This window comes from beta proteobacterium MWH-UniP1 (genome assembly GCA_036362785.1).
Taxonomy (GTDB): domain Bacteria; phylum Pseudomonadota; class Gammaproteobacteria; order Burkholderiales; family Burkholderiaceae_A; genus Lacustribacter.
Genome location: CP143625.1, coordinates 1,967,198 through 1,991,061 on the forward strand (window position 1 = coordinate 1,967,198; position 23,864 = coordinate 1,991,061).

Here is a 23,864-nt window from a genome sequence, read left to right on the forward strand (position 1 = left end):
ACCTTTTTAAGAATTAACCGCGCTCAAGGTCAATGTCGATACCGAGTGAACGGATCTCTTTGACCAACACGTTGAAGGACTCGGGCATGCCGGCATCGATAGTGTGTTCACCCTTGACTAAGTTCTCGTACACCTTGGTACGGCCACCCACGTCGTCGGATTTCACCGTCAACATTTCCTGCAGCACATACGACGCGCCATACGCCTCGAGTGCCCAGACCTCCATCTCACCGAATCGCTGGCCACCGAACTGGGCCTTACCGCCCAGAGGCTGCTGCGTGACCAGTGAGTAAGGACCGGTAGAACGGGCATGCATCTTGTCATCGACCAGGTGATGCAGTTTGAGCATGTGCATGTAACCAACGGTCACGGTGCGATCAAACGGATCCCCGTTGCGGCCATCAAAGAGCTGCACCTGGGTACGGGTTGGCGTCAGGCCAATCCGGGCAGCAACATCATCTGGGTAAGCCAACTCCAACATCTGACGAATCTCGCGCTCTGCAGCACCGTCAAACACCGGGGTTGCAAACGGCACGCCGTCTTTCAGGTTGTTGGCAAGCTCAATGACTTCTTTGTCGGAGAGATGCTTCAGATCTTCTGGGTGGCCGCTGGTGTTGTAGACCTTGTCCAGATACTTGCGGACGTCGCCAGCAGATGCCTGAGACTGAAGCAGGTCACCGATACGCTCACCAATACCCTTGGCAGCCCAGCCCAGGTGGGTTTCCAGAATCTGACCCACGTTCATACGGGAGGGAACACCCAGCGGGTTCAACACGATATCCACGGGGCGGCCATCGGCCATGTAAGGCATGTCTTCCACAGGAACAATGCGTGAGACCACACCCTTGTTACCGTGACGGCCAGCCATCTTGTCACCCGGCTGCAGACGACGCTTCACCGCCAGATAGACCTTGACCATCTTCAATACGCCCGGCAGCAGTTCATCGCCCTGGGTCAGCTTCTTGTGCTTTTCTTCGTAAGCCAAATCGAACTGATGACGCTTCTGATCGATCGACTCTTTCAGGCTTTCCAACTGCTTGGCAGCGGTTTCATCGGACAGACGAATATCGAACCAGTGATAGCGGTCCAGATCAGCCAGATATGCCGCATCAATTACCGTGCCCTTGGCGATCTTCTTGGGGCCGCCATTGGCAGCCTTGCCGATCAAGAGTTTTTCAATACGCTGGAAGGTATCGGTTTCAACAATACGCAGCTGGTCATTCAAATCAAGCCGGAAGCGACGGAGTTCGTCGTCGATGATCTGCTGTGCACGCTTGTCACGCTGAATGCCTTCACGGGTGAAGACCTGTACGTCGATCACCGTGCCGCTCATGCCAGACGGCACACGCAGCGACGTGTCTTTTACGTCAGAAGCTTTTTCACCGAAGATGGCGCGCAGCAGTTTTTCTTCTGGCGTGAGCTGGGTCTCGCCCTTGGGGGTGACCTTACCCACCAAAACGTCGCCCGCCTGGACTTCGGCACCCACGTAAACAATGCCCGACTCATCGAGACGGCCAAGCTGGCCCTCTGACAGGTTCGAGATGTCACGTGTGATTTCTTCAGGGCCAAGCTTGGTGTCACGGGCCAGAACCGACAGTTCTTCGATGTGAATCGATGTGTAGCGGTCGTCTGAGACCACACGCTCAGAAATCAGGATCGAGTCTTCGAAGTTATAACCGTTCCAAGGCATGAAGGCGACCAGCATGTTTTGGCCAAGCGCCAATTCGCCCAAATCGGTCGAGGCGCCATCCGCGATCACATCGCCACGGCCCACCACATCACCACGCTTCACAATGGGGCGCTGGTTGATGTTGGTGTTCTGGTTAGAACGGGTGTATTTCTGCAGGTTGTAAATATCCACGCCAGATTCGCCTGCTGTAGTCTCGTTATCGTTGACACGAATCACCACGCGACGGGAATCCACATAGTCGACAAAACCGCCACGGCGGGCCTGAACGACCGTGCCCGAGTCCACCGCACAGGTGCGCTCAATGCCGGTACCCACAACAGGCTTTTGCGGACGCAGACATGGCACTGCCTGACGTTGCATGTTCGAACCCATCAAGGCTCGGTTAGCGTCGTCGTGTTCTAGGAACGGAATCAAGGAAGCCGCCACCGACACGATCTGCGACGGAGCAACGTCCATGTATTCAATTTTGTCAGCCGTCGACAGTGTGGTTTCACCATTGACACGGACCGAGATCAGATCACCGATCAATTTGCCTTTGGCGTCCATTTCAGCGTTGGCCTGGGCGATCACATAGCGGCCCTCTTCAATGGCCGACAGATAATCAATCTTGTCAGTGACTTTGCCGTCTTCAACCTTGCGATACGGCGTCTCCAGGAAGCCGTATTCGTTCAGTCGGGCATAAAGCGCCAAAGAATTGATTAGGCCGATGTTCGGACCCTCGGGTGTTTCAATCGGGCAGACACGGCCATAGTGCGTGGGGTGCACGTCACGGACTTCGAAGCCGGCGCGCTCACGGGTCAGACCACCAGGCCCAAGGGCCGATACACGGCGCTTGTGGGTGATCTCCGACAGCGGATTGGTCTGGTCCATAAACTGCGACAGCTGCGAAGAACCAAAGAACTCGCGAATTGCGGCGGTAATGGGCTTGCTATTAATTAAGTCGTAGGGCTGAAGGTTGTCTGCTTCGGCCTGGCCCAAACGCTCGCGCACAGCACGCTCCACGCGCACCAAGCCAGAGCGGAACTGGTTTTCCGCCAACTCACCAACACAACGGACACGCCGGTTACCCAGGTGATCGATGTCGTCGATCTCACCACGGCCATTGCGCAGCGACACCAAGAGCTTGATGGTGTCGAGAATGTCTTCGTTGGTGAGCGTCATGGGGCCGGTGACTTCTTCGCGGCCCAGACGACGGTTGAACTTCATACGGCCAACAGCGGACAGGTCGTAAGAATCGGTATTAAAGAACAGGCGATCAAAGAGCATCTGAACCGCATCTTCAGTGGGCGGCTCACCAGGACGCATCATGCGATAGATGGCAACGCGGGCGGAGATTTGATCAGGTGTCTCGTCGATACGCAGGGTCGACGACATGTAAGGACCATGATCCAAGTCATTGGTATAGAGCGTCTTGATCTCTCGGATCTTGGCGTCGCGCAGTTTGGTCAGCAGCTCTTCAGTGATCTCTTCGTTGGCCTTGGCAACAATTTCACCAGTCTCACCATCGACCACTGCATGGGCCAACACGCGGCCCAAAACATAGTCATCAGGCACGCTAATCCGCTTTAAGCCTGCCTTTTCAATGTCACGGATGTGCTTGGCGTTGATACGCTTGTCTCGGCCAACAATCACGTTGCCGGATTTGTCGACGATGTCAAAGCGGGCCTGCTCACCGCGCAGACGATCGGGCACCAGGTCCATCTGGGCGCCTTCGGGCAGAAGCGCGAAATGATCAAAGGCAAAGAAGTGGGCAAGAATCTGCTCAACGTTAAAGCCAAGCGCTTTTAACAGAATCGTGACCGGCATCTTGCGGCGACGGTCAACGCGGAAATACAGAATGTCTTTGGGATCGAATTCGAAATCCAACCACGAGCCACGGTAAGGAATCACACGGGCCGAGAAGAGCAGCTTGCCAGAGCTGTGGGTCTTGCCGCGATCGTGTTCAAAGAACACACCGGGCGAACGGTGCAACTGGCTAACGATGACACGCTCAGTACCGTTGATCACAAATGAGCCGTTATCCGTCATGAGCGGGATGTTGCCCATGAAGACTTCTTTTTCGCGGATCTCTTTGACAGTGGGCTTGGCGGCCTCTCGGTCGTAGATCTTCAGGCGGACTTGTGCACGGATCGGGGCCTCGAAGGTCTGGCCACGCAGCTGGCACTCACGCACATCAAATGCTGGTGCGCCCAGGGTGTAATACAAGAAGTCGAGCTCTGCCATGCCGTTATGGCTTTTGATGGGGAAGATCGACTGAAATGCGGCTTCTAAGCCCTGGACCTTGCGCTCCGTGGGGACAACGTCTTGCTGCAAAAACGCCCGATACGATGCAAGCTGGGTGGCCAGCAGGTAAGGAATATCAAGGACGGGCTTGCGCTTGGCGAAGCTTTTACGAATACGCTTTTTCTCGGTGAAGTTATATGCCATCACGGCTCCTGTTGAGGAATTCTCAAAAAAAACAATTAGAGTTACTCAAGCCCACTGCACTGCTTACCATTCCGAGCTATGCGATATCGACGCGACTAAAAGCAGCATCGACATGGAATAGCCTGCTGGGAGACGGTGTCTGACACCAACAGGTGTCAGACACCGCTTAATGCATTACTTCAGTTCGACCTTTGCACCAGCTTCTTCGAGTTGCTTCTTCAGCGCCTCGGCGTCGGCCTTGTTAACACCTTCTTTAACGGGCTTCGGTGCGCCGTCGACCAGGTCTTTTGCTTCTTTCAGACCCAGGCCAGTTGCGGCACGAACCACCTTAATGACTTCAACCTTCTTGTCACCAGCGGCAGCCAGAACGACCGTGAAGTCGGTCTTCTCTTCAGCAGCAGCGGCAGCGCCACCAGCTGCAGGAGCAGCGGCAACAGCAACAGTTGCTGCAGCAGCGGATACGCCAAATTTCTCTTCCATGGCCTTGATCAGTTCGGAAAGCTCCAGAACGGACATCGCGCCGATTGCGTCTAACAGTTGATCCTTGTTCATATTGAAAACTCCAAAAAATTTCAGTTCAGTTAAAAATGGTCATGCGGATTGCGATTCGCGTTGCGTCTTCAACGCAGCAACCGTGCGAACAAACTTCGACGGCACTTCGTTGAGGGTGCGAACGAACTTGGCAACCGGGGCCTGCATCGTTCCGAGCAATGTGCTGAGCAACTCGTCACGCGACGGCATAGAGGCAAGGGCCTTCACGCCAGCAGCGTCCATCAAGTAGTTCGGCATTGCGCCCGCTTTGATGACAAAGACTTCGTTGCCTTTAGCAAAGTCATTCATGACTTTTGCAGCGGCAACAGGATCTTTCGAAATACCGTAGATCAGCGGGCCAACCATGTTGTTGGCCAGCATTTCAAACGGTGTTCCGGCAACGGCACGGCGTACCAGGGTGTTTTTCAACACACGCAGGTAAACGCCAGCGCCACGCGCCCTCTTGCGGAGCTCGGTGATGTTGGCCACATCAAGACCACGGTACTCGGCGAGGATGATGGACTGGGCCGTTGCCACTTGGGCAGAGACTTCGTCGATCACCACGGCTTTCGCTTCGCGGTTTAGTGCCACATTTCACTCCTTCTCAATGTTTCGCGTCCAATTGGATTTGAAACGGTTGATACCGGCGAGACCTGAGATTTTTCGATGAACAACTCAATATGACTCGAGCATCGAATTCTTTCGGGACCGCCATCTGCGTTGGGCAGGGCCTAAACAACTGCCTTAATTAAGTACAAAACCCCAACGGTCTTTGACAACCTGCAGGCTTGCCTTTCGACAGGCCTGCAGCCCAAAGTCTTTACGACTGCGCCAAGATCGACGCCTGGTCCACGCGAATACCGGGGCCCATGGTGGTCGAGATGGCAACCTTGCGCAGATACACCCCTTTCGAGGACTGCGGCTTGGCGCGGTTCAACGCATCAATCAGTGCAACGAGATTGCTTTTCAGTGCGTCAATCTCAAACGACGCCTGACCAATGGTGCAATGAACGATACCGGCCTTGTCGGTCCGGTACTGGACCTGACCTGCCTTGGCGTTTTTCACTGCCTGAGCCACATCTGCCGACACCGTGCCCACCTTGGGGTTTGGCATCAGGCCACGGGGACCAAGAATCTGACCCAAGGTGCCGACAATTCGCATGGTGTCCGGCGAGGCGATCAGCACGTCAAAGTCAATCTGGCCACCCTTGATACGCTCGGCCAGGTCTTCCATGCCGACAATGTCAGCGCCGGCTGCTTTGGCGGCTTCGGCTTTTTCGCCCTGCGCAAACACAGCAACGCGGGATGTTTTACCCGTGCCAGCAGGCAGCACGATCGAGCCACGAACCAACTGGTCTGATTTTTTTGCATCGATGCCGAGCTGGACAGCAACGTCAACGGATTCTTTAAATTTTGCGGTTGCGCAGGCCTTGGCCAGCTCGAGAGCTTCCTGGGCGGGATACACCTTGGTGCGGTCGACCTTGGCGCGAACAGCACTGTAACGCTTGGAAAGTTTTGCCATGATCAGATTCCTTCTACCGTGACGCCCATGCTGCGGGCACTGCCGGCGATCGTTTTGACTGCGGCTTCCAAATCAGCTGCAGTGAGATCGGGCATTTTGGTTTTTGCAATTTCTTCAGCCTGAGCACGGGTGATCTTGCCGACCTTATCGGTGTGGGGCTTGGCAGAGCCCTTGTCGAGCTTGGCTGCCTTTTTGATCAACACCGTTGCAGGCGGTGTCTTCATGATGAAGGTGAAGGTCTTGTCGGCAAATGCCGTGATCACGACCGGAATGGGTAAGCCTGGCTCCATGCCCTGTGTCTGGGCGTTGAAGGCCTTGCAGAACTCCATGATGTTCAAACCACGCTGGCCGAGTGCTGGACCAATGGGTGGCGATGGGTTGGCTTTTCCTGCAGGTACCTGCAGCTTGATATAACCGACGATCTTCTTTGCCATAAAGGCTCCTTTACGAGTTCAAGCGCAAACAGTCGAGCTGTTCGCTCCTCAAAAATGTCTGATCAAAGCTTTTCGACTTGACCAAACTCCAACTCCACGGGTGTTGCACGACCAAAAATGGTCACCGACACACGCAGACGATTCTTTTCATAGTTCACTTCTTCAACGTTGCCATTGAAATCGGTGAACGGACCTTCTTTCACACGGACCACCTCGCCCACTTCAAACAAGATCTTGGGCCGTGGTTTTTCCACACCCTCTTGCATCTGGGCCATGATCTTGTCGACCTCGGCCTGTGAGATTGGGGTGGGCTTGCTGCCCGAACCGCCCACAAAGCCTGTGACCTTGTTGGTGTTCTTAATCAGGTGCCATGTCTCGTCGTTCATTTCCATTTCAACAAGCACATAGCCCGGAAAGAAACGACGCTCGGAGATGGCCTTCTGACCGCCACGAATCTCAACCACTTCTTCGACCGGCACCAGGATCTGGCCAAAATACTGCTGCATGTCGGCCCGGTCAATGCGCTCTTGAATTGCCTTAGCAACACTTTTTTCCATGCCGGAAAATGCATGCACGACATACCAACGTTTGGCGGACATTAACGTCTCCATCCCAGAATCAAGTCATACAAGGCCCACTCCAGCACTTTGTCGGCGAGCCACAAAAACAGTGCCATCACCAACACAAAGGCGAAGACGATTAGCGTTGTTTGAATCGTTTCCTTGCGGGTGGGCCAGACGACTTTTCGGGCTTCGTCAACTGAGTGCTGAGAAAACCCGATAAACCGACGGCCCGACTGCGATACCAGAGCGATTGCGGCGGCGACCACGATGCCGCCAACTAGCGCACCAGTCCGAGCCCAGACCGATGCGTCAGCGAGTTGATGAAAACCGATAATTCCTGCGAGCAGCACCAGCACTGCGGCCACAAGCATCAGCTTGTCGACCGCACCACCTGCTGTACCTCCGGATTCAACCTGCGACATAAAGTCCTTGTCTGCTCAAACTGTTTCTAAAACGGCACCACAAAACTTCTTGATTCAACCTGCGGTGGCAGGGGCAGAGGGAATCGAACCCCCAACCTTCGGTTTTGGAGACCGACGCTCTGCCAATTGAGCTATGCCCCTACTGGTTTACTCGATAATTTTTGCGACGACGCCGGCGCCGACGGTGCGGCCACCCTCACGGATAGCAAAACGCAGGCCCTGCTCCATCGCGATCGGGGCAATCAAGGCCACCGAAATCTTCACGTTGTCGCCAGGCATCACCATCTCGGTGCCAGCAGGCAGCTCCACCGCACCCGTTACGTCCGTCGTACGGAAGTAAAACTGGGGGCGATAGTTGTTAAAGAACGGCGTATGACGGCCACCCTCGTCTTTCGACAGAACATACACCTCGGCTTCAAACTTGGTGTGCGGGGTGATCGAACCGGGCTTGGCCAACACCTGACCACGCTCGACTTCCTCACGCTTGGTACCACGCAACAAAATACCCACGTTGTCACCCGCTTGGCCTTGATCCAAGAGCTTGCGGAACATCTCCACGCCCGTGCAGATGGTCTTGACCGTGGGCTTGATACCAACGATCTCAATCTCTTCACCCACCTTCACAATGCCACGCTCCACACGGCCAGTGACCACAGTACCGCGGCCAGAGATCGAGAACACGTCTTCGATCGGCATCAGGAATGCGCCGTCCACAGCACGCTTTGGCTCAGGAATGTAGGTATCCAGCGCCTCGGCCAGCTTCAAAATCGCGCCTTCGCCGAGCTCGCCCTTATCACCTTCCAAGGCCAGCTTGGCCGAGCCCTTGATGATCGGGGTGTCGTCACCGGGGAAGTCGTACTTCGAGAGCAGCTCACGCACTTCCATCTCAACGAGCTCTAACAACTCAGCATCGTCCACCATGTCGCACTTGTTCAAAAACACAATGATGTAAGGCACACCCACCTGGCGGGCCAACAAAATGTGCTCTCGCGTCTGGGGCATCGGGCCGTCAGCAGCCGAACACACCAAAATCGCACCGTCCATCTGCGCCGCACCCGTGATCATGTTCTTCACATAGTCAGCGTGACCCGGGCAGTCCACGTGTGCATAGTGACGGTTGGCCGTCTCGTACTCCACGTGCGCCGTGTTAATCGTGATACCACGGGCCTTCTCTTCAGGCGCCGCATCAATCTCGTCGTACTTCTTCGCCTCACCACCAAACTTGGCAGACAACACCGTTGCAATAGCAGCCGTCAACGTCGTCTTACCATGGTCCACGTGACCAATCGTCCCAACGTTTACGTGCGGTTTGGTGCGCTCAAACTTACCCTTGGCCATGGCCAACTCCTCAACAATGGTTCAAAAAATTCAGCGAACTTGAAAAAGCGAACATCACAACGAACTACAAATTCTTGGTGCCCATGACGCGGATCGAACGCGTGACCTCTCCCTTACCAAGGGAGTGCTCTACCACTGAGCCACATGGGCGACATGCAAAACACTTCAACACCACACGATGCTGTTTTCACAGCACCGAAAAAGCTTGCCCCCACAAAAGGCCTGGAGCGGGTGAAGGGAATCGAACCCTCGTCGTAAGCTTGGAAGGCTTCTGCTCTACCATTGAGCTACACCCGCCGAGTAATGCACGCCTACAAGCAACCACCCCACTCATAAGCAACTGACTTACTGTTAGCTCGACCAACTACTGTCCTGCCCAACATCCTCGGGCCCACCCTGATTTCACCCATGTGTGATGACGATCAATAAGGGCTCTGGTGGAGGAGGTTGGATTCGAACCAACGTAGGCGTAAGCCAACAGATTTACAGTCTGCCCCCTTTAGCCACTCGGGCACCCCTCCGCGAGGAACCCGCAATTATGTGGCGGGGCACGGAAAGCGTCAAGTTAAGGCTGGCGAACGGTGAGAAGGTCTAGGACCTGGCCTCGGGCCTCTTCAAAGCGAATGCGAACCGGCAAAAGTCTATCTGTCCGGTCAAGCCAAATATCGATCTTGCCCTTGAAACGCTCCCCCGCTCGATGGCTCGACAGATGGACTGCGGGAACCAGAACCCCTCCGGGCATGACCACGTCGGCATCGGACTCCACCCAGAAAGTGACCTCTTCCACCTTGTTTCTTCCCGCCATTGGCAGGTCAATGGTTTCGCCAAGGCTAAAGCGCTCCGGGGCTACCTTCATCATCCAGGCCAGCTGAATCATGAAACTTAGACGATCTTGAATACCATTTAGCAGAGGAAGGGGTTCTTTTAGCGAAGAATAAGTAATTTTCTTTTTTTCGTAATCGAATATGGAAACCTCTTCCTTGCCCCGGGGCGAGCGGTGGGTATGGCGCTCGGGCCGCAGGCCGCCAGGGCCAATGGTGCCGACCGTTTCGGCATAGAGGGGTTTGCTGGCGAAAATCGTTGCCCAGCCAACCGCTTCGGTCACCAGCTTGATGTTGTAGCGGCCGTCCGGTGTGAAATTAAGCTGAATACTGCCGCGGCCAATCTGGGTCCCCGATGTGTGGTCTCCCCAAAATGCGGACAGCGCCACGCCGCCAACCTTTGGTAATTCACTATCGGTCGGAATCCGACTCGCCAAGTCCGGCGACTGCCCGGCAGACAAGGGGCTATCGCTCGACTTCTGATCCGGCACCGACTCAGGAGGGGTGGCCGCAGCAAGATCAGACTCGGAAACAATCGCGGGTGGGACAGGGGCCGGGGCGGGTGGCACCACCGGAAACACCGGCATGGTTGGCGGGGGCAGCATCTGCACCGCCATCGGTCCGCTATCGTCTTCCCGAGGGCTGATGAGACCCAGCAAAATCCGATCCAGCCCAAGCAGCACCGCCAAATGCAACACCAACACAAGCGCCGCAATCCAGGGCCAACGGCGGTACAGGGCTGGCAATCGATCGCCAAGGGGGCGCTTTTTAAGTGTCATTCGGCTATTCTAAAAATCAATCTCAATGCAAGTAGCGACCGCCATGTCTAATGAACCGTTTAACCCGTTTGAGTTTTTAACCTCCCCCTGGGGCAAGCTGCCGCTCGGCGGCGCCATTCCTGGTGTTAGCGGCTTTAACGCGGCCGATTTAAAAGATCTAGATAAGCGCATCCAAGAACTCAAAGCAGTCGAACAGTGGTTAGACCTGAACCTTAATTTACTGAAGACAACCATCCAGGGCCTTGAGGTTCAACGGGGCACCGTTGCCGCCATCCAGTCATTTACCGAATCCATGACCAAAGCCGGGGCCGATCCCGTGGCCGCCACGAAGCCCACGACAAGCACAGACCCTCTCCCCGGCCTAGCCAGCAAAGCGGCCACAGAACAGGCCACGTATTGGTGGGAATCCATGCAACAGCAGTTCGGTCAGATGATGCAGGCGGCCCAAGCGGGTGCGCAATCCATGGCAGATCAGGCCACAAAACCGGCCAAAAAATCCGCGACCAAAACCGCTAAATCGACCAAAACCCCAGATAAGGCTTAAACAGCGGCACGCTCATGGCGATGGCGCCAATCGGAAAGGGTGCCAGATAGATCCGTCAATTCGGGAATAACTCGAACATCTGCCGGGGGGCGACGCTGCAAGATGGGGCATTTGCCACCGGCCCATATCTCCACTGAGCGGGGCAGCTTGGCCCGCAGTTCTGTCAGCCCATCCAAAACCTGATTGGGATTCATCACCGGGGAAAAGGACAACGCCACCACATCAATTTGCTGCGCTGTCGAGGCCAACACAATGTCCCAGATCGGGGTCTGCGTGCCCAGGGAAATACAGCGGCAGCCCTCGAGTGCCAGCAGGGCCTCGACCATCAGCAGGCCCATGCCATGCGGTTCCGTTGGAAAGGTGGTCAGCAACACCCTGGGCCGATTGCCTGGCTGAGGGATGGTGCTAATCGCGCTGCGCAATACCACCTGCATCGACTCGGTAAACAAGTGCTCTTCGTAAATTTCAAGCTGGCCACGGGACCATGCATCGCCAATTTTCTGGGTCAGGGGCGCAACTAGCTCGGTAACAAAACGGGCAAGCCCCAAGCGGAGCAGGCGCTGACTCAGCTGGCGGCGCAGCTCTTCGACATCGTGGGCCTTGGTGACTTCAATCAGGTGGGCAATGTCGGGGTGAAGATCAATTTCTTGGTCGGACTGGCGCCCCGCTGCATGATTCGTGGAGGTATCTGCCAAAGCCTGGAGCTCTTCCATCTCCAAGCCAATGATTTTTCCCGGGCGGTGGCCGACATCCATGAGCCGGCGGATCACCCGGAGACGGTCAACCTGCTCTAAGGGGTAAATGCGCTCGCCAAAGGCATCTCTTTCGGGGTTGGGAAAGCCGTACCGGCGCTCCCAGACGCGAAGCGTGTCTTTTGATAGCCCTGTATCACGCTCAACAGCCGAGATGCTGAGGTGCACAGCCGTGGAATCAGGAAGTTCCATTTAACCCTTTTTTGTCATAGACAAATAATTGACGCTACCATTCCTTGCCCATAGTATAGGTCCGTGATCCATCTCTGACCAAGACAAATTCCATGAATCTCAAGGATTCCCCCAAAGCTCGGCCAGTTTTTAATCTTCTTGCCGTCCCTAATATCTGGATGCTTCGCGCGCTCGGGCTGATGAGTCTTATGGTGCTTTTGGTCGCGCCACAGGCCTGGGCAAATCCGGCAGCCTGTCCTGCGCTTTTAAATCACACATTTCCCAGGCTCCAAGACGATGTCCCGCAAAACCTCTGCCAGTATCAGGGCAATGTTATTTTAATCGTGAATACGGCAAGTTTTTGTGGCTTCACTCAGCAATACGAGGGCTTAGAAAAACTCTACTCGCGCTACAAAGACCGTGGCTTGGTGGTGCTTGGGTTCCCGTCAAATGATTTTGGCAATCAAGAGCCAGGGTCGAACAAAGAAATTGCAGAATTTTGCTCCGGCACATTCGGGGTGAAATTCCCAATGGTGGCCAAGACCAGCGTCAAGGGTCCCAAGGCCAATCCGGTCTTTAAGCAGCTGGCACGTCAATCAGAATTCCCCGGCTGGAATTTCCACAAATACATCGTTGGCAAAGACGGAAAACTCATCCGCAGTTTTTCTAGTCAGGTGGCGCCAAGCGACCGACAAATCATCACCGAGATCGAACGCGCTCTGGCTGCACCACGCAGCTGAGCACCACACAGGAGATTTTCTATGAACGCCTCTGACAAGTTGTTTTCCAACGCTGCCTTGCCCGATGTGCAATCTCATGCGGACACCAGACAACTCGCCATCCAGCGGGTCGGCGTGAAATCGCTCGTTCATCCGGTCGTGGTGCAGACCGCCAAAGGCCCCCAGCCTTCAGTCGCAACCATTGACATGACGGTGGCCCTTCCGCCGGAAGTCAAAGGCACGCACATGTCGCGCTTCTTAGAGGTCTTTCAAAATCACCAGGAGCCGCTTGGTTATTACACGCTGCAATCCCTGATGGACAAGATGCTCACGCGCCTTGAATCGGGGCGGGGCTATATCAAAATCGCACTGCCTTACTTTGTAACAAAGGCGGCCCCTGTCTCTGGTGTGGAAAGCCTGATGGATTACCAGGTCACCTGGGAATGCGAAGTGCTACAAACCACCCGAACCACCACCGTCACAGTGGTGGTGCCAGTCACCAGTCTGTGCCCCTGCTCCAAAAAGATCTCGCAATACGGCGCCCATAACCAACGCTCCCATGTCACGATCGCGGCCCAGATCAGCGGCCCTGTGGAAGTTGAGGATCTGATCCGGGTAGCCGAACAGGCCGCATCCTGCGAACTATGGGGTCTGTTAAAGCGGCCCGACGAAAAATACGTGACCGAACGCGCCTATGACAATCCGAAATTTGTCGAGGATCTTGTAAGAGATATTGCCTTGGCCCTTTCTGCGGACCATCGAATTCAAGGGTACAGTGTCGAGTCCGAAAACTTTGAATCGATACACAATCATTCGGCATACGCGAAGATTGATCACCTCTGTCACACATGAATATTGCAGTAATTGGTAGTGGAATTTCCGGTTGTGCTGCTGCCTGGGAATTGTCTTCTTGGGCCAATAAAGTCACCGTATTTGAATCGGGCGAGCGTCTTGGTGGTCATACCCACACCCAAAACGTCTCGATAGACGGCACCCAAGTGTCTGTTGACACCGGCTTTATTGTGTTTAATCACCGCACTTATCCCGGCCTTAAAAAGTGGTTTGAGCTTTTGGGCGTCGACACCGCGCCCAGCGACATGTCGTTTTCCGCCAGCCTGAACCAAGGTCAGATTGAGTGGTGCGGCACCAACCTAAACACGGTGTTTGCCCAGCGAAAAAACCTGCTCTCGCCAAAATTCTGGGCAATGCTCAAAGACATCCTGCGTTTCAATCGCGAGGCACCGCTGGATGCCGCGAAGTTCAGGCTTGCCATCAACGGTGGTCCCTCTTTGGGTGAGTACCTGGACCGGCAGGGCTACGGCAAGTTATTTTTAGATGCCTATCTCTTGCCGATGGCTGGTGCCATCTGGTCTTGCCCCACAGAACAAATGCGGGCCTTTCCCATGGCAACGTTCACGCGGTTCTGTGAAAACCATGGTCTGCTGAGTGTTTCGAATCGCCCCCAGTGGTACACCGTGCGCAACGGTGCCGCAAACTATTTACGTTGTTTACAAAACTGGCTCGCCACCCAGGGCCGGCAGGTGGAATGGAAAACCGCCCACCACGTGACCCAGGTGCTTCCCCAGCTTCAAGATCGCGGTGGCCGCTCAGGTGTTCGGCTCGACATTGAGCGCCATGCATCAGGCCAACAAGACTCTTTTACACAAGACTTTGATGCGGTTGTCATCGCCTGCCATTCCGATCAGGCCCATCAACTCTTACCCAAGGCCCACGCCCTTTCCCAGATTGCTGGCCGGGTCCGCTACCAAGACAATGTGGCGATCCTGCACACCGACACCGCGCTCATGCCCAAACGCAAAACCGCCTGGGCCTCTTGGAACTACATCCATGATGCTGAGAAAAGTGTGTCCACGCCCAGTGTCAGCGTGACTTATTGGATGAATCGACTGCAGCCACTTCCCGTGCAAAAACCAGTGCTGGTTAGCCTGAATCCAGTGCAACAGCCGGCGGCAGATCAGATCATCAACACCATGCACTATGCCCACCCGATATTTGACGGCCCCGCAGTCACCGCACAGCGTGAGCTTGAAAAAGTACAGGGCACCGACTCCATTTGGCTCGCGGGTGCGTGGACACGCTACGGTTTTCATGAAGATGGCTTCCAATCGGGTGTCAATGCAGCACGCGGCGTAAAAGCACAACTGGACTCGGCGAGAAAAGATGGCGCCCCACTCCAACAGGCTGCTTAAACCCAGATTGGTTTTGGGCCGCGTCTGGCATGCGCGACTAAAACCATTTGCCCACGCCTTTCGCTATCGGGCCTTCTATCTTCAACTGCCTTTGAAAAGCCTTGCCCAGACCATGGACTCGAAAGGCCGGGTGGGTGGCTGGGGCTGGGGGATCAATCGCCCTGCGCTGCTTAGCGTCAATGATCGAGACCATGGTGACGGCAGGCCATTACTACAGTGGGCCAAAGCCATGCTCGAACAGGCTGGCGTTCACGATGTGGACGGTGAAATCTGGCTACAGACTTTTCCGCGCATGCTGGGGTATGTCTTTAAGCCGGTTAGCTTTTGGTTCTGTGAACGTGCAGATGGCCAACTGCGGGCCGTCATCGCCGAGGTGAACAACACCTTTGGTGATCGCTATGTCTATGTGCTGAACCCGGCACAGCAGCCCATTCGAAACGGCCAAACACTGACCGCTGAAAAAGCCTTCTACGTCTCCCCTTTTTTCGAAGTCCGTGGCCGCTATCAATTTCGGTTTTTCAAGTCAGGGCTGGGCGGTCATGATCTGGCCCGTATCGAATACCAAGATGAATCAGGGGCATTGCTGCTGACGTCGATGAGCGGAGATTCCCAAGCGCTTTGCACCCGCTCTGCCATCTTGGCCTGGCTGCGTTATCCGGTCTTCTCGATCGGGGTGATCACCCGAATTCACTGGCAGGCTCTATTGCTCTGGCTAAAGGGGGCAAAGTTTATTTCTAAGGCTGACTCCCAGCACCCGTCTCCCTTAAACTAACGGCCCCAGGGTTAAGAGACGCGATCTCATCGGACGCCAACGTTTTTTCATGAACGATACCCGCTCAAACACAACCCAGGTCGCACCTGACCAGACCGTATTCGACGGCATTGGCATTCGGGCCAAGATAGCCCTTCGGCTACTCCATGCCTTGAAAGTGGGCGAGTTAGAGGTTGTTTTCCCCGATGGCAGCACGCGCTTTTACCGTGGGTCAGACACCTGCTTGGCCCCTGCCCAGCCGGAACACCGGGCCCACCTGTTAATCCACGACTTTGCTGCCCTGTCTCTCGCGGTATCACGTGGTGATATTGGTTTCGGCGAGGGCTATATGCGCGGCCTGTGGAGCAGTTCTAACTTGACCGCACTTTTGCGGCTAATGGTTGCGAACCGTGACGCCATGAGTTCTGTAATCTACGGCCGATGGTGGTCCACCTGGATCGATCAGCTGCGCCACTTGTTGCGATCAAACCGCAAGACACAGGCCAAGAAAAATATCTCTGCCCATTACGACTTAGGGAATGATTTTTATGCGCTGTGGCTAGATCCCACCATGACTTATTCCAGCGCAATTTTCGACACGGCGGGTGCGGCCCATCAGGCGGTCGATCTGCAGGCGGGGCAAGAACGCAAAATCGACCGTGCTATCTCCCAACTTAATCCGGGCCGGTTTGATGGGCGATCCAAAGTTTTAGAAATTGGCTGTGGTTGGGGCGGCTTTGCAAATCGTTTGCTGCAGACCACCGACTGCCACTATAAGGGCCTGACACTCTCTTCAGAACAGCAAAACTGGGCAAAGCAGGTGCTGTCTCGCCATGAAGACCGGCGATTTGAAGTGGCACTACAAGACTACCGTGACGAGCATCATCGGTATGACGGGATCGTGTCTATCGAAATGTTTGAAGCAGTGGGGGAGCGTTACTGGAATGCGTATTTCAGCACGCTGGCCCGCTGCCTAAAAGACGATGGCCGTGCAGTCATTCAAACCATCACCATCGATGAAAGTCTCTTTCAACGCTATCGCTCAGGAACCGACTTCATTCAACAATACATTTTCCCGGGCGGCATGCTGCCCTCGAAAACGGTATTTACTCAGCTGGCGCAACGGCATGGTTTGGCCGTGGAAGATGCGTTTTGCTTTGGCCAAGACTATGCCAGAACGCTTGCCGAGTGGGCCAAGACCTTTGATGCGAAACGGGCCGAGATCGAACGGATGGGCTTTGATGCGCAATTCCAGCGGATGTGGCGTTTTTATCTTTCTTACTGTGAGGCCGGTTTTGCCGAAGGCAATATCGATGTGGTGCAGTACACACTGCGCCTAAGTGATTCGCGTTAATGGGTTTTCTTTGCGCCAAAGGGAACAGCATGAATCTGAAACGACTCTTCTGTGCGGTTTGCGTGGTGCTGGGCAGTTTCCACTATGCCCACGCCAACACTGATGACATGCGGCTTCACGGCCAGGGCACGTTGCGCTGGCTTGGTCTGAAAATTTACGATGCCCAGCTTTTTGCACCCAGCCAATTTTCGGCAAGCACCCGCTTTGAGCGTCCTTTTGCGCTTGAATTGACCTATGCCCGAAATTTTTCGAGCCAGAGTATTGCAGAACGCAGCCTGGGTGAAATAAAAAGACTGGGGATTGGCTCCGCTGCCCAACATGCCCGTTGGCTAGCGCAAATGCAGGCAATCTTTCCCGATGTTCAGATGGGCGATCGGCTGCGTGGTGTGCACCAGCCCGGCCAGGGTGTGTCGTTTTATAAAAACGGACAACGCATCGGCAATATCCAAGATCCAGAGTTTTCTCGCGCCTTTTTTGCTATCTGGTTTGACCCGAAAACCGCTGAACCGGCACTCAGAAATCGTCTACTCGGCCTGGCCGCATCGGATCAGCCCTGATGCCCAACGCTTCAGAGGCGCTGCGCTATGGGCTGCCTGGGTTCGTGCTGGCCTTCGCGGCTCTTCCCCTGTATTTGCTAACACCCGCCCTGTATGCCGAACAATTCGGGATGAGTCTTGCGGCCATCGGCCTGGTGCTCATGCTCACGCGCCTGACCGATGCATTTGCTGACCCCATCATTGGTCGGTGGATGGACAAAAGCCGCGCAGGCTTGTGGCGCTGGATGGCTGTTGGGCTCTCCATCATGGCACTCAGTTTGGCACTGCTGGTGAATCCCCCTGTCGAATGGCTCAGTCAGTTCGGCGCGTCCGGCGCGTTGGCGCTTCTTTGGCTTGGCCTGACAACACTTGCCGTGTCATTGGGCAACAGCATGGCAACGCTTGCCCACCAGAGTTGGGCCGTGGCCTGGACCAACAATGCTGCATCACAAACTCGCCTAGTGGCCGCCCGAGAGGCCTTGGCCCTTTTTGGTGTGATTGTTGCAGCGATGATTGCGGCGCAACGCTCTGGCCTATCAATGGCCATTGTCGTGTTGGCGGCGGGCGCTCTTGCCGTTTTACTCACCATGGGCCTGCGTCGATACGGGGCAGCCGCACGTCCGGCCACAACGCAAGCCAATGTGGCCTGGAGACAGATATTGGCGCAACGCGCTTTTGCGCGTCTGCTCGCGGCCTTTGGAATCAATGCGCTGGCCAACGCTGTGCCTGCCACCCTTGTCTTATTTTTCTTGGCCGATTTGCTCGGAGCCAGCAGCGATCAGTCCAGTGTCTTGCTTGCCGCTTATTTTGCTTGTGCCGCCGCTAGCGTTGCCTTTTGGTCCTGGGCCAGCCGGCGCCTTGGCGCCATGATGGCGTGGCGAATTGCCATGCTGATCGCGGTAATCGCGTTTGTCTGGACGCTATCGCTTGATCGGGGTGACATTGTGGCTTTTACAGTCATTTGTCTTGCCACCGGATTCGCCCTTGGCGCAGAACTCGTGTGCCCGCCGGTGCTGTTGGGCCGACTCATTGACCAAGGCGGCCACCGTGGCCAGCTGGAGTCAAGCTACTTTGGCATTTGGAATCTGATCATCAAACTGGCGCTTGCCCTAGCCGCTGGGCTTGCATTGCCAGCGCTTGCCCTGCTGAGCTATAGCCCCGGCCAGCCTGCGCTTGAGGGCAACAATCTTGATGCACTACAGTGGGCTTATGCCGGCGTGCCATGTATTTTGAAATGCATCGCCATTGTGGCCCTTGGCCGCGTCGAACCCAAACCAAATTTATCCAGGAGCACGATATGAATCTTCTTAAACAACTTAACGCGATACGCTCACGGCTCGCACTCCTGCTGGCAGCAGCCATTGCCGGTGTCATGGTGATGGGCTGTGCAGGGCCGGATCCATCGGTTTATCTCAAAGAAAAACCTGCACTGGATCTGAAGCAATATTTCAATGGCGAGATCAAAGGCTGGGGCATGGTTCAGAATCGCAGCGGCCAAGTAGACCGTCGTTTTGTGGTCACCATTCAGGCCTCTTGGGTCGGCGATGAAGGAACACTTGATGAACACTTTGAGTGGTCAGACGGTGAGAAACAACGCCGCATCTGGAAACTGAAGGCCGCAGGCCCCAATCGTTATATCGGCACTGCCGACGATGTCGATGGCCAGGCAATTGGCGAGATTTATGGCAATACCCTGCGCTGGCGATACACGCTGAATGTGCCATTTCGCGGAAGCACAATTGGCCTGGACTTCGATGACTGGATGCTGCTGATCGACAATCAGGTCATGTTGAATCGTGCCGTTTTTAGTAAATGGGGCATTCGCATGGGCGAGGTCACCCTGTCGTTTCGCAAATAATTCCCAGCACTAAACGAATGCAAAGATTTCCATGCTGAGCCTAAACCCGCCCATTCGTGATTGGCACAACAAGACCGTATGGATTGTTGGTGCATCGTCAGGCATTGGCCTGGCGCTCACCCATCTTCTGGTCGCGCGCGGTGCGCGTGTTGTGGCGAGTGCGCGCCGACAAGCGGTTCTTGATGAAATCCAGCCGGCACCGTTTCTCAATGTTGCTTGTGATGTGGCCCAGGCCGATTCGATTACCGCAGCCCTTGCCACCATGGAAAAGGCCAACGCTATTCCAGATGTGGTGATCTGGCTCGCTGGTGTCTATTGCCCTATGCCCGCACATCAACTGGACATGGCTGGTGTTCGTGAGACTTTCGATATCAATTTGATCTCGGCCTATCAAGCGCAGGCCGCGCTCGTCAGTCTCTGGCGCGCTGATCCACAACGGCAACGCCACTGGGTTTTGGTGTCGAGCGTTGCGGGCTATAGCGGCCTGCCACAGGCCGCTGCCTATGGCGCAAGCAAGGCAGCCATGACCTATCTGGCCGAGACCAGCTATGTCGAGCTTCGGCCTTTGCATATTGCCGTGTCGGTGGTCCACCCCGGTTTTGTAGAGACCCGGCTTACGCAAAAAAATAATTTCAAAATGCCCGCCATCATTACGCCCGAGGCAGCGGCACAAGCAACGCTTGACGGGCTGGCCCAGGGTCGATTTGAAATCCACTACCCAAAACGGTTCACGCTGTGGCTCAAATTCTTGCGCATCCTTCCGTATGCCATTGCACTGCGCCTGATACGGATGGCAGTGCCCAAAGCATGAGCTCAAGATCTTGCGCCGGCCAATCGTCCAACATGGGGTGCCAGCGATGATGAACTATGACCGTTTTATTACAGCGGCAGAACAACTCAGCCAAGACACGGTGGATCAGCTTGCCGATTTTTATGCGCCCGATTGCGAATTCACCGACCCGTTTCAAAAAGTCCGGGGCAGGGATCGTGTGCGGGACATCTATCTAGAGATGTTTAATCAACTAGACCGCCCACGCTTTACCAATGTCCGCCTGCTGGGGTCCCCAAATCCATCTGGCTCTGAAGTCATGATTGGCTGGACCTTTGAATTCGCACTTGGCCCGAACAAACCGCGCCAAAGCATTGCCGGCGCAAGCCTGCTTGTTATTGATGCCCAGGGCCTGATTCAGTCCCATCATGACTATTGGGACGCATCCCGCCTGATGGAGTCTCTTCCCCTGATTGGCCGAATAATCCATTGGATTCGGCAGAAAATTGGTCGCCCCAGCAAGTCTTGACCTTACAATGGGGGCGATTTTTTTGAGACCACAACATGCGCGCACCCCAAGCCCCTGAAATGCTGTACCCCGAACTCTTTCGAGACTTTGAACGTGTCCGCTGGGACCTGGAAAAAGATATCGATTGGCAGGCTTTTGATCCTGCCCTGCTATCCGATGAGCAGGCCATGACCATCAAGATGAATGCCATCACTGAATGGGCAGCCTTGCCAGCAACAGAAATGTTTCTGCGTGACAACCGCAATGACAGTGACTTCTCGGCCTTCATGTCCATCTGGTTTTATGAAGAGCAAAAACATTCGCTCGTCCTTATGGAATATCTGCGCCGTTTTCGGCCCGAGCTGGTGCCGACCGAAGCAGAGCTTCACGCCGTTCGTTTTGAGTTTGATCCCGCGCCAGCACTTGAAACCCTGATGCTGCATTTCTGTGGAGAGATTCGACTGAATCACTGGTACCGCTGTGCGGCGCAGTGGCACACCGAACCAGTGATTCGCCAGATCTATGAAACGATCGCCAAAGACGAGGCCCGCCATGGGGGCGCCTATCTGCGTTACATGAAAAAAGCATTGATCACGACAGGCGAAGCCGCCAAAACTGCCTTTGCAAAAATTGGTGTCTTAATGGCCTCTGCGCGCCGCACATCTCAGGCCCTGCACCCCACCAATCTGCATGTCAACCAGGCCCTCTTTCCTAACGACACCGTGCAAAGCAGAACCCCCGAGCCGGGCTGGTTAGAGCATTGGTTAGACCAGCAGATTCAATTCAATAGCGACTGGGAGTCAAAGGTTGCCGAGCGCATTTTGCATAATCTGTCTTTGCTCTTTGATCAGTCTTTTCAGTCTGTGCAAGAGTTAAATCGTTTTCGAAAATCCTTGGCTGCTTAACAAAGCGCTGACATCACTTGTTTCCCGCACCGTCGTTCGAATCCAAAATCACGCCGCCCGATTCACTTGGGTCAAGGCTGTCTGGCTTGGCACGGCCAATTGTGTTTACCAATGGTGTCTTTGATCTGCTGCACCGTGGCCATGTGACCTATCTTGCTCAGGCACGGGCCCATGGGGCGAGCCTGATTGTGGCGCTTAACGATGATGCTTCTACCCGCCGGCTTGGCAAAGGGGAAGATCGGCCCATCAATCTGCTCGAAGATCGTTTGGCTGTGGTGGCAGCACTTGAGAGTGTTTCTCTGGTCACTTGGTTTTCCGATGACACGCCATTGGCCCTGATTCAGGCCGTTAGCCCACAGGTGCTGGTCAAAGGCGGGGACTGGCCGGTGGAAAAAATCGTGGGGGCCGATTGGGTCCAGGCACGTGGCGGCCAAGTACTGTCAATTCCTTTTGAGCACGAACGCTCAACCACCCGAATGCTGGAAAAAATTCGGGGCTAGTCTTTAAACGGTCTGCCCATCGGCCAGGGCTAAAGCCAGTAAGCCTGCAAATATCAGATTGGGTTGGGTTCGAACCTTGCTGGCCACCTGAGCATCACGATCAGCAAGCGCCAAAGCCTCTTGCCAATAGCCGGAAGCGCCGCCATGAATCCAAATCTGACAAACATCAAAGCGACTGATTAAAGGCGCCACCAAAGCGGTTTGTGCCAGCCCAATGCCCTGCGCAATGGCAACCCGCGTGTCCTTTGGAATATCCGAAGCAGACACGCAAGGGGAATCAATGGTGAGTTGTAAATCTCGGGTGCCCCTGCGCAATGAAGCGTTCATCAGTCCAACGCCTGGGAAAATCCATCCGCCTAAAAATTCATAGGCGCCCTGTTGTGTCTTCGATGCCCGCACGAGATCAATGGTTGTGGCCGTACCCGCACTAACAATCATGTGGGTCTGCCCGGGAAGAATCGGACTCGATGCCACTAGGCCCACTGCAGAAACCCAACGATCCGCACCCAGCTGTGCCGGGTTGGTATAGCGATTCAACACGAGCTTGCCCAGCGCAGGCAGCGGAAGTTCTTGCACTGGCCTGTGGGCCGATGGTGCTGCTGCATGACTGATCGCACGAAAGGCAGCGCTCACAGAATTCATCACGTCTTCAGGGCCGACAGCACTCCACGACAGTTGCCACTGGCCTGATGCCATCTCTGCTTGCGCGCCAAGCGCGAGGGCAGCTTGTTGCCATGCGTCGCGCAGACCATTGGTCGTCACTAAATCATTGTCTAAACGCACAACTGGGGCGCTCATCACCTGCTGCAGGGCCTTGCTGATCGATCGTGACGGCATCGAGGTGACAGGCTCGGCTAGGCGATGGCATTGAAATTTCAAGGCGGAATTGCCAGCGTCGACCAAAAGAAGAGTTCGCGGGCTCATGTGCTAACCGCCGCCACATCTGGTGCAAAACGTAAGGACAACTCTCCGATCGCTACGGTCTGCTGTTGGCCATCGACTTGAAGCATCAGCTCGCCCCTGGTGTTAATGCCTTGATTGAATCCCGTCATGAGTGTTGCACCGGTAACCGGGTGCACCACCGATACGATCGCATCGGCGGCGACATCACGGCGGCGATATTCAGATTGATAAACATCAGCGGTGGCGATAGTCTGCGCAACGCTCAAATCATCAGTCGCCGCCTGGGCAATGGCCATCACGATCTGCTCTGGGTCGGGATTGGCCACACCCAGCCGACGCAAATCCGTGACTGGCCGGCCAATCTCGGGCAATACGCTCCAGGCTAAATTAATACCCACGCCCGCAACACACCACCATTGGCCGCCCACCAGATGACGCGACACCAAGATGCCAGCAAGCTTGGCCTGTTGGGCCATTACATCGTTTGGCCACTTCACACCCAGCACACTGCGTAACTCCGGATAGCTTGTCTCGAGTGCTGAAATCACCAGCAAACTCCAGCGTATCGGCCAGGCCATGTCACTGGCCTGCGCCTGCTGCTCAGGCCAGGCAATCGATAGGGCCAGGCCCCCATCGGGGCTGTCTTGCCAACGGCGACCATGGCTTGCGATGCCCTGGGTCTGCCGCGTTGTCCAAAGGCCAAATGGCCGTGCCAGACCCAATTCAGGCTGGGGCGGCTTGTCACGGTGGTCCGATGCGCCAACGCCCGATAGCCGACGCAGCACTTCTCGCTGGGTGGAATCGGTAGTATCGAGACGGTCACAAATCAACATTCTTGGCATCATAGCCGTATGAAC

The 23,864-nt window shown here is 55.3% G+C and carries 25 protein-coding genes and 4 tRNA genes; 13 read left to right on the forward strand and 16 right to left on the reverse strand.

From position 1 onward, the window contains the following. Positions 1–13: 13 nt before the first annotated feature. From rpoB to AOB54_09770, 13 genes are all read right to left on the reverse strand, one after another. Positions 14–4,117 carry a DNA-directed RNA polymerase subunit beta gene (rpoB, locus tag AOB54_09710; protein ID WVN41732.1) on the reverse strand — a complete coding sequence of 1,368 codons (4,104 nt, stop codon included), beginning with the start codon at positions 4,115–4,117 and terminating at the stop codon, positions 14–16. 174 nt (positions 4,118–4,291) lie between these two features. Next, on the reverse strand, positions 4,292–4,669 hold the full coding sequence (rplL, locus tag AOB54_09715) for a 50S ribosomal protein L7/L12 (protein ID WVN41733.1): 378 nt from the start codon (positions 4,667–4,669) through the stop codon (positions 4,292–4,294). A 39-nt stretch (positions 4,670–4,708) separates the two neighbouring features. Continuing rightward, positions 4,709–5,239 carry a 50S ribosomal protein L10 gene (gene rplJ / locus AOB54_09720; protein ID WVN41734.1) on the reverse strand — a complete coding sequence of 177 codons (531 nt, stop codon included), beginning with the start codon at positions 5,237–5,239 and terminating at the stop codon, positions 4,709–4,711. Positions 5,240–5,468: 229 nt separating this feature from the next. After that, positions 5,469–6,170 carry a 50S ribosomal protein L1 gene (rplA, locus tag AOB54_09725; GenBank protein ID WVN41735.1) on the reverse strand — a complete coding sequence of 234 codons (702 nt, stop codon included), beginning with the start codon at positions 6,168–6,170 and terminating at the stop codon, positions 5,469–5,471. Between the two features lie 2 nt (positions 6,171–6,172). After that, positions 6,173–6,604 (reverse strand): 50S ribosomal protein L11, encoded by a 432-nt coding sequence (gene rplK, locus AOB54_09730; protein WVN41736.1) that lies wholly within the window; start codon positions 6,602–6,604, stop codon positions 6,173–6,175. Between the two features lie 62 nt (positions 6,605–6,666). After that, positions 6,667–7,203, reverse strand: a complete 537-nt coding sequence (gene nusG, locus AOB54_09735; protein ID WVN41737.1) for a transcription termination/antitermination protein NusG — start codon at positions 7,201–7,203, stop codon at positions 6,667–6,669. After that, complete coding sequence (secE, locus tag AOB54_09740) at positions 7,203–7,589, reverse strand: preprotein translocase subunit SecE (protein ID WVN41738.1); 387 nt, start codon at positions 7,587–7,589, stop codon at positions 7,203–7,205. The genes nusG and secE overlap by 1 nt, the downstream gene beginning before the upstream one ends. Before the next feature lie 65 nt (positions 7,590–7,654). Next, positions 7,655–7,730, reverse strand: a tRNA-Trp gene (locus AOB54_09745). A 6-nt stretch (positions 7,731–7,736) separates the two neighbouring features. Beyond that, positions 7,737–8,927 carry an elongation factor Tu gene (tuf, locus tag AOB54_09750; GenBank protein ID WVN41739.1) on the reverse strand — a complete coding sequence of 397 codons (1,191 nt, stop codon included), beginning with the start codon at positions 8,925–8,927 and terminating at the stop codon, positions 7,737–7,739. 75 nt (positions 8,928–9,002) lie between these two features. Further along, positions 9,003–9,077, reverse strand: a tRNA-Thr gene (locus AOB54_09755). Between the two features lie 73 nt (positions 9,078–9,150). Beyond that, a tRNA-Gly gene (locus tag AOB54_09760) sits at positions 9,151–9,224 on the reverse strand. Between the two features lie 138 nt (positions 9,225–9,362). Further along, positions 9,363–9,448: transfer RNA gene (locus AOB54_09765), tRNA-Tyr, on the reverse strand. 44 nt (positions 9,449–9,492) lie between these two features. Next, the gene (locus tag AOB54_09770; protein ID WVN41740.1) at positions 9,493–10,527 is read right to left on the reverse strand and encodes a DUF3108 domain-containing protein; all 1,035 of its coding nucleotides are present in this window, start codon (positions 10,525–10,527) and stop codon (positions 9,493–9,495) included. Between the two features lie 25 nt (positions 10,528–10,552). Between AOB54_09770 and AOB54_09775 the strand changes: the two genes are divergently transcribed. After that, positions 10,553–11,071 (forward strand): PhaM family polyhydroxyalkanoate granule multifunctional regulatory protein, encoded by a 519-nt coding sequence (locus AOB54_09775; GenBank protein ID WVN41741.1) that lies wholly within the window; start codon positions 10,553–10,555, stop codon positions 11,069–11,071. Here AOB54_09775 and AOB54_09780 read toward each other — a convergent pair. After that, complete coding sequence (locus AOB54_09780; GenBank protein ID WVN41742.1) at positions 11,068–12,015, reverse strand: MerR family transcriptional regulator; 948 nt, start codon at positions 12,013–12,015, stop codon at positions 11,068–11,070. The two genes, AOB54_09775 and AOB54_09780, sit on opposite strands and share 4 nt — an antisense overlap. Positions 12,016–12,194: 179 nt before the next feature. On the opposite strand from AOB54_09780, the gene AOB54_09785 reads away from it, so the two are divergent. Genes AOB54_09785 through AOB54_09840 form a run of 12 tightly spaced genes read left to right on the forward strand, consistent with a single transcriptional unit; the run spans position 12,195 to position 22,104 of the window. After that, positions 12,195–12,734, forward strand: a complete 540-nt coding sequence (locus AOB54_09785; GenBank protein WVN42828.1) for a glutathione peroxidase — start codon at positions 12,195–12,197, stop codon at positions 12,732–12,734. A gap of 21 nt (positions 12,735–12,755) precedes the next feature. Beyond that, a complete protein-coding gene (folE2, locus tag AOB54_09790; GenBank protein WVN41743.1) occupies positions 12,756–13,565 on the forward strand; it encodes a GTP cyclohydrolase FolE2 in 810 nt (269 codons plus the stop codon). Next, complete coding sequence (locus AOB54_09795; GenBank protein ID WVN41744.1) at positions 13,562–14,923, forward strand: FAD-dependent oxidoreductase; 1,362 nt, start codon at positions 13,562–13,564, stop codon at positions 14,921–14,923. The genes folE2 and AOB54_09795 overlap by 4 nt, the downstream gene beginning before the upstream one ends. A gap of 13 nt (positions 14,924–14,936) precedes the next feature. Beyond that, positions 14,937–15,695, forward strand: a complete 759-nt coding sequence (locus tag AOB54_09800; protein WVN41745.1) for a DUF1365 domain-containing protein — start codon at positions 14,937–14,939, stop codon at positions 15,693–15,695. 49 nt (positions 15,696–15,744) lie between these two features. Further along, a complete protein-coding gene (locus AOB54_09805; protein WVN41746.1) occupies positions 15,745–17,028 on the forward strand; it encodes a cyclopropane-fatty-acyl-phospholipid synthase family protein in 1,284 nt (427 codons plus the stop codon). A 29-nt stretch (positions 17,029–17,057) separates the two neighbouring features. After that, the gene (locus AOB54_09810) at positions 17,058–17,585 is read left to right on the forward strand and encodes a chalcone isomerase family protein (GenBank protein ID WVN41747.1); all 528 of its coding nucleotides are present in this window, start codon (positions 17,058–17,060) and stop codon (positions 17,583–17,585) included. After that, the gene (locus AOB54_09815; GenBank protein WVN41748.1) at positions 17,585–18,865 is read left to right on the forward strand and encodes an MFS transporter; all 1,281 of its coding nucleotides are present in this window, start codon (positions 17,585–17,587) and stop codon (positions 18,863–18,865) included. Before AOB54_09810 ends, AOB54_09815 begins: the two co-directional genes overlap by 1 nt. After that, positions 18,862–19,422: a DUF3833 domain-containing protein gene (locus tag AOB54_09820; protein WVN41749.1), complete on the forward strand. Its 561-nt coding sequence runs from the start codon at positions 18,862–18,864 to the stop codon at positions 19,420–19,422. The genes AOB54_09815 and AOB54_09820 overlap by 4 nt, the downstream gene beginning before the upstream one ends. Before the next feature lie 31 nt (positions 19,423–19,453). Continuing rightward, entirely contained in the window at positions 19,454–20,233 is a 780-nt protein-coding gene (locus AOB54_09825) for an SDR family NAD(P)-dependent oxidoreductase (protein WVN41750.1), read from the forward strand. Between the two features lie 46 nt (positions 20,234–20,279). Next, on the forward strand, positions 20,280–20,720 hold the full coding sequence (locus AOB54_09830; GenBank protein WVN41751.1) for a nuclear transport factor 2 family protein: 441 nt from the start codon (positions 20,280–20,282) through the stop codon (positions 20,718–20,720). Between the two features lie 59 nt (positions 20,721–20,779). Next, positions 20,780–21,604, forward strand: a complete 825-nt coding sequence (locus tag AOB54_09835) for a ferritin-like domain-containing protein (GenBank protein WVN42829.1) — start codon at positions 20,780–20,782, stop codon at positions 21,602–21,604. A gap of 17 nt (positions 21,605–21,621) precedes the next feature. Next, on the forward strand, positions 21,622–22,104 hold the full coding sequence (locus tag AOB54_09840; protein ID WVN41752.1) for an adenylyltransferase/cytidyltransferase family protein: 483 nt from the start codon (positions 21,622–21,624) through the stop codon (positions 22,102–22,104). Between the two features lie 3 nt (positions 22,105–22,107). Here AOB54_09840 and AOB54_09845 read toward each other — a convergent pair whose 3' ends face one another. Together AOB54_09845 and AOB54_09850 are read right to left on the reverse strand one after the other, a co-directional pair. After that, the gene (locus AOB54_09845) at positions 22,108–23,028 is read right to left on the reverse strand and encodes a type III pantothenate kinase (protein ID WVN41753.1); all 921 of its coding nucleotides are present in this window, start codon (positions 23,026–23,028) and stop codon (positions 22,108–22,110) included. Beyond that, positions 23,025–23,840, reverse strand: coding sequence for a hypothetical protein (locus AOB54_09850; GenBank protein ID WVN41754.1), 816 nt, complete (start codon positions 23,838–23,840; stop codon positions 23,025–23,027). The genes AOB54_09845 and AOB54_09850 overlap by 4 nt, the downstream gene beginning before the upstream one ends. Positions 23,841–23,864: the final 24 nt, after the last annotated feature.

Excerpts from the sequence above, each read along its gene's own strand:
- tuf (WVN41739.1), bottom strand. The coding sequence starts at position 8,927 with ATGGCCAAGGGTAAGTTTGAGCGCACCAAACCGCACGTAAACGTTGGG.
- AOB54_09810 (WVN41747.1), top strand. The coding sequence starts at position 17,058 with ATGAATCTGAAACGACTCTTCTGTGCGGTTTGCGTGGTGCTGGGCAGT.
- rpoB (WVN41732.1), bottom strand. The coding sequence starts at position 4,117 with ATGGCATATAACTTCACCGAGAAAAAGCGTATTCGTAAAAGCTTCGCC.
- AOB54_09775 (WVN41741.1), top strand. The coding sequence starts at position 10,553 with ATGCAAGTAGCGACCGCCATGTCTAATGAACCGTTTAACCCGTTTGAG.
- AOB54_09845 (WVN41753.1), bottom strand. The coding sequence starts at position 23,028 with ATGAGCCCGCGAACTCTTCTTTTGGTCGACGCTGGCAATTCCGCCTTG.
- AOB54_09770 (WVN41740.1), bottom strand. The coding sequence starts at position 10,527 with ATGACACTTAAAAAGCGCCCCCTTGGCGATCGATTGCCAGCCCTGTAC.
- AOB54_09830 (WVN41751.1), top strand. The coding sequence starts at position 20,280 with ATGATGAACTATGACCGTTTTATTACAGCGGCAGAACAACTCAGCCAA.
- nusG (WVN41737.1), bottom strand. The coding sequence starts at position 7,203 with ATGTCCGCCAAACGTTGGTATGTCGTGCATGCATTTTCCGGCATGGAA.
- AOB54_09815 (WVN41748.1), top strand. The coding sequence starts at position 17,585 with ATGCCCAACGCTTCAGAGGCGCTGCGCTATGGGCTGCCTGGGTTCGTG.
- AOB54_09850 (WVN41754.1), bottom strand. The coding sequence starts at position 23,840 with ATGTTGATTTGTGACCGTCTCGATACTACCGATTCCACCCAGCGAGAA.
- secE (WVN41738.1), bottom strand. The coding sequence starts at position 7,589 with ATGTCGCAGGTTGAATCCGGAGGTACAGCAGGTGGTGCGGTCGACAAG.
- rplK (WVN41736.1), bottom strand. The coding sequence starts at position 6,604 with ATGGCAAAGAAGATCGTCGGTTATATCAAGCTGCAGGTACCTGCAGGA.
- AOB54_09780 (WVN41742.1), bottom strand. The coding sequence starts at position 12,015 with ATGGAACTTCCTGATTCCACGGCTGTGCACCTCAGCATCTCGGCTGTT.
- rplA (WVN41735.1), bottom strand. The coding sequence starts at position 6,170 with ATGGCAAAACTTTCCAAGCGTTACAGTGCTGTTCGCGCCAAGGTCGAC.
- rplL (WVN41733.1), bottom strand. The coding sequence starts at position 4,669 with ATGAACAAGGATCAACTGTTAGACGCAATCGGCGCGATGTCCGTTCTG.
- AOB54_09785 (WVN42828.1), top strand. The coding sequence starts at position 12,195 with ATGAGTCTTATGGTGCTTTTGGTCGCGCCACAGGCCTGGGCAAATCCG.
- folE2 (WVN41743.1), top strand. The coding sequence starts at position 12,756 with ATGAACGCCTCTGACAAGTTGTTTTCCAACGCTGCCTTGCCCGATGTG.
- AOB54_09835 (WVN42829.1), top strand. The coding sequence starts at position 20,780 with ATGCTGTACCCCGAACTCTTTCGAGACTTTGAACGTGTCCGCTGGGAC.
- AOB54_09825 (WVN41750.1), top strand. The coding sequence starts at position 19,454 with ATGCTGAGCCTAAACCCGCCCATTCGTGATTGGCACAACAAGACCGTA.
- AOB54_09795 (WVN41744.1), top strand. The coding sequence starts at position 13,562 with ATGAATATTGCAGTAATTGGTAGTGGAATTTCCGGTTGTGCTGCTGCC.
- AOB54_09805 (WVN41746.1), top strand. The coding sequence starts at position 15,745 with ATGAACGATACCCGCTCAAACACAACCCAGGTCGCACCTGACCAGACC.
- AOB54_09820 (WVN41749.1), top strand. The coding sequence starts at position 18,862 with ATGAATCTTCTTAAACAACTTAACGCGATACGCTCACGGCTCGCACTC.